This window comes from Hymenobacter rubripertinctus, from assembly GCF_003583925.1.
Lineage (GTDB): Bacteria > Bacteroidota > Bacteroidia > Cytophagales > Hymenobacteraceae > Hymenobacter > Hymenobacter rubripertinctus.
Genome location: NZ_QYCN01000021.1, coordinates 66,035 through 72,494, shown reverse-complemented (window position 1 = coordinate 72,494; position 6,460 = coordinate 66,035). Strand labels below are relative to the sequence as shown.

6 protein-coding genes are annotated in these 6,460 nt (G+C 57.9%); 5 read left to right on the top strand and 1 reads right to left on the bottom strand.

The genetic code is table 11. The annotated features are described in order from the left end of the window. The 4 genes from D0T11_RS22950 to D0T11_RS14170 all read left to right on the top strand — a co-directional run. Nucleotides 1–227, top strand: a 227-nt coding sequence (locus D0T11_RS22950) for a hypothetical protein (protein ID WP_220473734.1), incomplete at its 5' end; no start/stop codon positions are given. A gap of 504 nt (nucleotides 228–731) precedes the next feature. Next, nucleotides 732–1,970 carry a phosphatidylserine decarboxylase gene (locus tag D0T11_RS14180; protein ID WP_182888417.1) on the top strand — a complete coding sequence of 413 codons (1,239 nt, stop codon included), beginning with the start codon at nucleotides 732–734 and terminating at the stop codon, nucleotides 1,968–1,970. A 120-nt stretch (nucleotides 1,971–2,090) separates the two neighbouring features. After that, nucleotides 2,091–4,148 (top strand): DUF7868 domain-containing protein, encoded by a 2,058-nt coding sequence (locus tag D0T11_RS14175; RefSeq protein WP_119656451.1) that lies wholly within the window; start codon nucleotides 2,091–2,093, stop codon nucleotides 4,146–4,148. 108 nt (nucleotides 4,149–4,256) lie between these two features. Further along, nucleotides 4,257–5,024, top strand: a complete 768-nt coding sequence (locus D0T11_RS14170) for a copper chaperone (protein WP_147374665.1) — start codon at nucleotides 4,257–4,259, stop codon at nucleotides 5,022–5,024. A gap of 24 nt (nucleotides 5,025–5,048) precedes the next feature. Here the strand turns inward: D0T11_RS14170 and D0T11_RS14165 are convergent, their stop codons facing one another. After that, nucleotides 5,049–5,672 (bottom strand): acyl carrier protein phosphodiesterase, encoded by a 624-nt coding sequence (locus tag D0T11_RS14165; RefSeq protein ID WP_182888416.1) that lies wholly within the window; start codon nucleotides 5,670–5,672, stop codon nucleotides 5,049–5,051. 154 nt (nucleotides 5,673–5,826) lie between these two features. Between D0T11_RS14165 and D0T11_RS14160 the strand changes: the two genes are divergently transcribed. Continuing rightward, the gene (locus D0T11_RS14160; RefSeq protein WP_119656449.1) at nucleotides 5,827–6,339 is read left to right on the top strand and encodes a pyridoxamine 5'-phosphate oxidase family protein; all 513 of its coding nucleotides are present in this window, start codon (nucleotides 5,827–5,829) and stop codon (nucleotides 6,337–6,339) included. Nucleotides 6,340–6,460: the final 121 nt, after the last annotated feature.

Genomic DNA, 6,460 nt, shown 5'->3' with positions numbered 1-6,460 from the left:
GCTTGGTGGCGGCAGGCTTTGCACTGGTATTTGGGCTGGCCGTGGCGGCTGCCGTTCTTGCGCAAGTCAGCACTGCTGCACTTGCCACACGTCAACGTGGTCTGAAGCATGGGAGTAAGATACTACTCACCCCGCATTATACCACCGCCCGTTTTTTATTGCCGAGTATGCTTTTGCCCCTCAATGATTTAGCACAACAATACCCAGCTATTATTCAAGTCATATAAAAAATAGTACACTGTCGTCACCTCCCTTAAAAATTTAATAACTTAAATATTCTGTATTATCGCCCATGCCGTAACCCCTTGGGTTCCTCGGCCCCCGCTCCCGCCGCCCTCCTCTTTCACGCCTTTGCTAACAAGTTCCCTGTCGGCGTCTCTCGCCGATGGGTTTAGCATGTTCGCGTGAAACACCTCCACCACCGTTTCTGGGTTCCAGCCAGCCTCCCGCCGTAGCGCTGGGGCTTTTCTGCCATTCCTCCCGGCGAGTGAGTGTACCCCGGTCTGCCTACGGGTTCTGCGCCGCTGCTGCCGGCTTACGCGCCGCGCATCAGCCCTTACAAGCGCTGGCACGAGCGGATCGGTGCCGATGCGAATTTTCCCCTAAGTCTTGGTGGAAAGCTGAGGGCCCTGAAAAAACAGCCAGCGCACGGTTGCCTTAATTCGGCCTCTTGACCAAGGCCAATACCGTGGCCTAGCTATCCAATGAGGACACCAAACAAATCCGTCATTATGAACCAGCAAGACCCAATGCTATTGCACAATTCGCCGGGCAATGCCCTGGCAAGCTTCTTTCCCGCGGGCTATTACCCGCCGCATACGGCGCCCATGAACCAACTCATGGGTGAGTTGCGCATCATCGCAGCCAATCCGGTAGTGGTAGCGGCCTACAACGACGCCATAGCCCATTTGGACCCGTTTGTGATGGAGTTGGGAACGCAACAGGAAAATCCCTGGACAGGCACGTCCATCGACGATTTCGTCAACTACTTCGATAAATGGTTCACGTTTTTGCCCCAGCCATCCAGCGGTCTGGGATTCATTGTTCCGCTGACGTTTCTGTACCTGAATAATCCGCAGGGATTTTATTTTCTGAATAAACTCCAGAGCAAAAGCGGTGCGGCCACAACGTACTCAGCCGAAATATTTAACTGGTCGGTGCGCTTTGTTAAAGAGCGCGGCAACTTCATGGATTCTCCGGAATCCATCTATTATCTCACTGAATGGCTGAAATTCGTGGGGCCTTCGCTCAAAGACTATGTCGTACCGGCGGAGGGATACAAAACGTTTAACGAATTCTTCTCGCGCAGTCTGAACCTGGCAAATAATCCGCGCCCGATTTCCCACCCGGATGATGACAGCATTCTGGTAGCATCAGCGGATACGGAAATCAATTTCATGGCGTCTGATCTTACGCTGAAGACAACGCTGCCGGTAAAGACCCGCGAAATAAACGTTGCGGAGCTGTTAAATAACTCGGCGTATGCCAAAAAATTCGTCGGTGGCACCGCTTTATCCTGCGTGCTGATGCCGACGAACTACCACCGCTATCATGCGCCCGTTACGGGGCAGTTAGTGGAAGGCATGGATGTTCCCGGAATTTATAACGGCATCATGGATGGGGAGCACTGGTTTAATGAAGGGGATATTGGCGAAAGCGACACTAATTTCAGCATATTCGAGGATTTTCACCGGGCGTACTTTATCATTAAAACCGAAAAATACGGCTGTGTGGCGATGATTCCGGTGGGGCTGAACACCATCAGCTCCATTCATCCTTCGGTGGTGGGCAATGCGTCGTCGTATGTAAAGCCCGGGGGCACGCCTGTTCCGGTAAAAAAAGGCCAGGAGCTGGGGTATTTTGCCTACGGTGGCTCGCTGAATATTCTGCTGTTTGAGCCGGGCGTGTTGGGCAGCATTTCGGTACTGATGGGACAACGTATCGGCGCGCTTTCCGCCCCCTCGAACTAGCCTTTGCCGCCCCAGCCCGGCGCCGCCACCCCGTGCCGGCTCATTCATTGGCTGATGCCTGCTCCGAAGCTGGAACCCTATCCCCTACCACTAAAACCACAACCATTTTAACACCATCACATGACTACCTTTTCCAGAAAAAATGCCTGGTCTGCCAATAACGGGGGCCAGTTTACGGATGCCAAAGGCGGCTACACGACCTTATACTGGTATGCCAAAGGGGTGGGCGTACTGAAGTCCCGGCCCATCAGCGACCCAACGAGCTGGTGGTTCTATGCGGCTATTCACGGGCAATACCTGACCGATTATTTCGGCACCGGCTCCGCCCCCACGGGCTACCCCAACTGGAAGCAGATTACCTCCATTCCCACCGCAGCGGACCTTGACTCGCTGCCCCAGCCGCGGCAAATGGCCTTGTTCTGGAACCAGTGTCAGCATGGCACCTGGTTTTTTCCGCCGTGGCACCGGGGCTATCTGGTTGCCCTGGAAAATATGCTGCGCGGTATTATCGTCGGGCTGGGCGGGCCGGCCGATTGGGCTTTCCCGTACTGGAATTACCTGGATCAATCCCCGGATTACCGGCAAAACTACATTCCCCCGGCATTCATGCTGACCGAACTGCCGGACGGCTCGCCGAACCCGCTGTATTGCCCGGAGCGCTACGGCCCCTACGGCAATCCGAGCCAGGTATGCCTGGTAGTAGGACCCAGCACGACGACCAGCATCAACGACGAATGTCAGTGGGATACGGCCTACCATGATGCCACAACGCCTGGTCAGCTAGGACCCGGCAACATCTTCGGCTTCAATTATGGAGGGCAGAAAACAGGGTTCAGCCACAACAACAATGGCTTTGGCGACCTGGAATCAAATCCTCACAACTTCACCCACAGCATGGTGGGCGGACTCAAAGGGCAGGAATGGTCGCAGGATGGTCCTATTACGTTTACGGTTCAGGCGAATCTGCCGTGGCAATCGGTGGAGATGAACATCCAGCCGGGCCTCATCCTCTGGATTGCCTACGATTCCGGCAAATGGACGGCCGATCCGCACGATAATGCCGGCCAGTTGTACGACGCCAACGGCTCCCCTACTGTTATGGTACCGTCGGGCCAGACGAGCTACCCCGTAACAGGCGTGCCAATGGGCGCCCTGGTCGGCCGCGTAAACGGGGGCGCCCCGTTTCTCATTGAGGACGGCTCGGTGGTGCCCAATGACGTTAGTGGCCTGCTGGAGCTATGCATCAACGATGACCTGACCGGCGCCTACGGGGCCGGATTAACGGATAACATCGGCGCTATAACGGTGTACCTGACTACAACGCCGACCGAAGAATACGAAGGACTTATGGCCGACCCCGGCACTGCCGGTCTCGACCCGGTGTTTTTCCTGCATCACGCCAATATCGACCGGATGTGGTGCGCGTGGAACGTTACGGGCAACAACGCCAACCCAACGGACCCGGACTGGCTGGCTGGTCCGGCGGCCAACGGCAATTCACAGTTTGCCATGCCCCTGGACGCGGCCGGCACTCCCTGGTATTACACGCCGGGTGAGATGCAGGATACAATGCACCTGACGTATTACAATGGTGCCCCCTACTCCTACACCTACGATGACCTCTCGCTGACATCGTACAGCACTACGCCCCCGCCCAAAGCCGTTCTTGCCCAGCGAATGGTTGCCATGGCAGCGGCGGCAAACACCCCCAACGCAATGGCACCGAGCGGCAGTCAACAGGAAATGGTGGGGGCCAGCGCCACCTCCATCGTGCTGAAAAGTGGCACCACGCGCGCCGCAGTAAAGTTTGATAGCGCTGGCTTGAGAACCGTGGTCAACAGCTTCACCAATCCTGCGACCATCCCCGACGAGATGTATCTGGTGCTGGAAAACGTGACTGGCACCAGCAACTCCAACATTCTGTCGGTTTACGTCAGAAACAAGTTTGTTGGGGCGGTGTCGTTGTTCGGCATCCGCATGGCTTCCATGAAGAATAGTTCGCACGGCGGCTCTGGCCTTACCTACACGTTCAACATTACCAGTGTAGTGGACGAGCTGAACCTGGCCGACCGCCTGGATGTGGCGGCGCTTTATGTTCAGATCAGAACCAAAAACCCCTTGCCCAAGGGCAGCGAACTGACCGTCGGGCGCATCAGCATTTATCGGTCCGGCCAATAAGCAGCGGCGGTGCTTGTCCCGCTGGAATTCTTACCCGGCTGCCGCAGGGAGTTGATTCCGGCGGGACAAAACGCGCAGGCCTACGTCATTAAAAATTCCTTGCCATCGATGAAACTCCTCCGCCAACTAAGCGGCAGCCCCCAAGCTGCCATTATCAGCATCAGTGTCATTATCTGGGTCATTTTACTAACCGGGCCGGCCAGTTTGGGCCTGACGCATTGCCACGTTTCGGCTGCCGGGGCTTCCGCAGAATCCCTAGGCATGCTTCTCCGGATGAACCCGCTCTCCTCGCAACTGGTAGGCTGGGGGCTGATGGTGCTGGCGATGATGCTGCCCAAGCTGATTATCCCGATTCAGACTATTCGGCTGCAAAGTCTGAAGCGCCACCGCCTGCTCCAGTCGCTGCTGTTCGTGTTGGGGTATCTGGCCACCTGGATGCTGGCAGGCATCCCCCTCATTAGCCTGATCATTGCCTCCAATCTGCTCTTGCCCCTGTCGTATGGGGCAGCGGCGGTGGCATTCGGCGGGGCGTTGATCTGGCAATTCTCCCCCCTCAAACAACGCTTCTTAAATCGGGGCCACGAACACCAGTTGCTTTCGGCTTTCGGCTGGCGGGCGTTCCAGGATGCATTCACCTACGGCTTCAGGCACGGCTTGTGGTGCGTTGGTGCGGGCTGGCTGCTGATGCTGTTTCCGATGTTGCTTCCGGAGGGGCACACGGTAGCTATGCTGGCCGCAACCGTAATCATGTTGAGTGAGCATCTGGAGAATCCGAGGTTCCCGAGATGGGAATTCAACCCGCGCTTAAAATTGCTCCGGTACATGGTTACCCAGTTTAAAATACGGGTTCTACACCCAGGCTTCCCTATCAGGTAGGCCAGTGAAAAGTAGAGACATCCTTTATCCGTCCCATCCACTAGACATAATACGACCCGCCACCTCCGCCCGCAGCTCCGGCCAGAACTCCGCGAAATCGGCCTCATACGCGGGTAGCTCCGCCAGAAACGCGGCCGCGCCGGTAGCCATTACGGCCCCGGCGGGCACGCGGCGGCTCAGGCCTTGCAGCGCCTGCGCCAAGCCCGTGGGGTGGGCGTAGCCGGTCAGCCAGTCGCCGAGGCGCATGTGGTGCAGCAGGGGCCGGAGGCGCTCGGGAATTTCGTGGCGGCGGGCGTGCAGTAGCGCATACTGGCGCCGGGCAAACTGCGGCAGCGGCTCGGCGGGGTGATGATGGGCGAAGTCGCGGGCCAGCAGGTGGTCGTAGCCCATGTCGGCTACCACGCCGGCCCACTTGCCCAGGCCGGCGGCGCGCAGGCGGGCAGTGGTGCGGCGCACCACGGGGTGGGCGTCGGTAAACGAGTCGATGAAGCGGTGCAGGCGGATGCCGCGCTGCACGGGCTCGGGGTAGGCCAGCAGCCCGGCCCGGCCCCGCACGGCTTCGGCCGCGAAGTTGCCCACCACGATATCAGCGTAATCGGGGGTGGTGGCGGGGGAGCCGGAGAGCAGCAGGTGGGCCAGAAAATTCATGCGGAGCGGAAGATACAGCGGATTCAGGCTTCGGAGTGGCCTACTTGAGCCAACCCGCAACCGGGGCGAACCGTACAGAAAGGCGGCCCGCCGGACCAACCCCGGCTCCCGGGCAATAGTTTTTCGCCCCGATTCTTTCCAAACACCCCAACCCATGTCAACTCCAACCAACGTCACCCACGACCTGTCCAAACTGCTCGATAAAATCAAGGAAGTGCGCATTGCCATGCTCACCACCCAGGACAACGACGGCAGCCTGCGCAGCCGGCCCATGTATACCCAGAAACCCGACGGCAGCAGCGCCCTGGTGTTCCTCACCGACAAGGACTCGGCCAAGGTGTACGAAGTAAAAAAAGACAGCCACGTTAACCTGAGCTACGGCCAGCCCGACGACAACATTTACGTTTCGGTTTCGGGCCGGGCCAACGCCTACCGCGACCAGGCCGAAATTGATCAGCTCTGGAGTGAGCCCATGCGCGCCTGGTTCCCCAAAGGCAAGGAGGATGAGAGCATTTACATCCTGAAAGTGGAAATCGACAAAGGCGAGTATTGGGACACGCCCAGCAGCCTGATTACCCAGGCCTATGCCTACGTGCGCGCCCTGGCTACCGGCGAGCGGAGCACCTCCGACGATGTGAACGAGCACGCCAAAGTAGAAGTGAAGTAGGCTGCGCCTGCTGCATAAGGAAAAGGGCCGGAAGCAATTCCGGCCCTTTTTTGTGCCGCAACGGTTGTCAAGACGCGACCCGGCGCGTCTTGACAACCGTTGCGAGCGAAAGAACGTCATG

Excerpts from the sequence above, each read along its gene's own strand:
- D0T11_RS14160 (WP_119656449.1), top strand. The coding sequence starts at position 5,827 with ATGTCAACTCCAACCAACGTCACCCACGACCTGTCCAAACTGCTCGAT.
- D0T11_RS14180 (WP_182888417.1), top strand. The coding sequence starts at position 732 with ATGAACCAGCAAGACCCAATGCTATTGCACAATTCGCCGGGCAATGCC.
- D0T11_RS14175 (WP_119656451.1), top strand. The coding sequence starts at position 2,091 with ATGACTACCTTTTCCAGAAAAAATGCCTGGTCTGCCAATAACGGGGGC.
- D0T11_RS14165 (WP_182888416.1), bottom strand. The coding sequence starts at position 5,672 with ATGAATTTTCTGGCCCACCTGCTGCTCTCCGGCTCCCCCGCCACCACC.
- D0T11_RS14170 (WP_147374665.1), top strand. The coding sequence starts at position 4,257 with ATGAAACTCCTCCGCCAACTAAGCGGCAGCCCCCAAGCTGCCATTATC.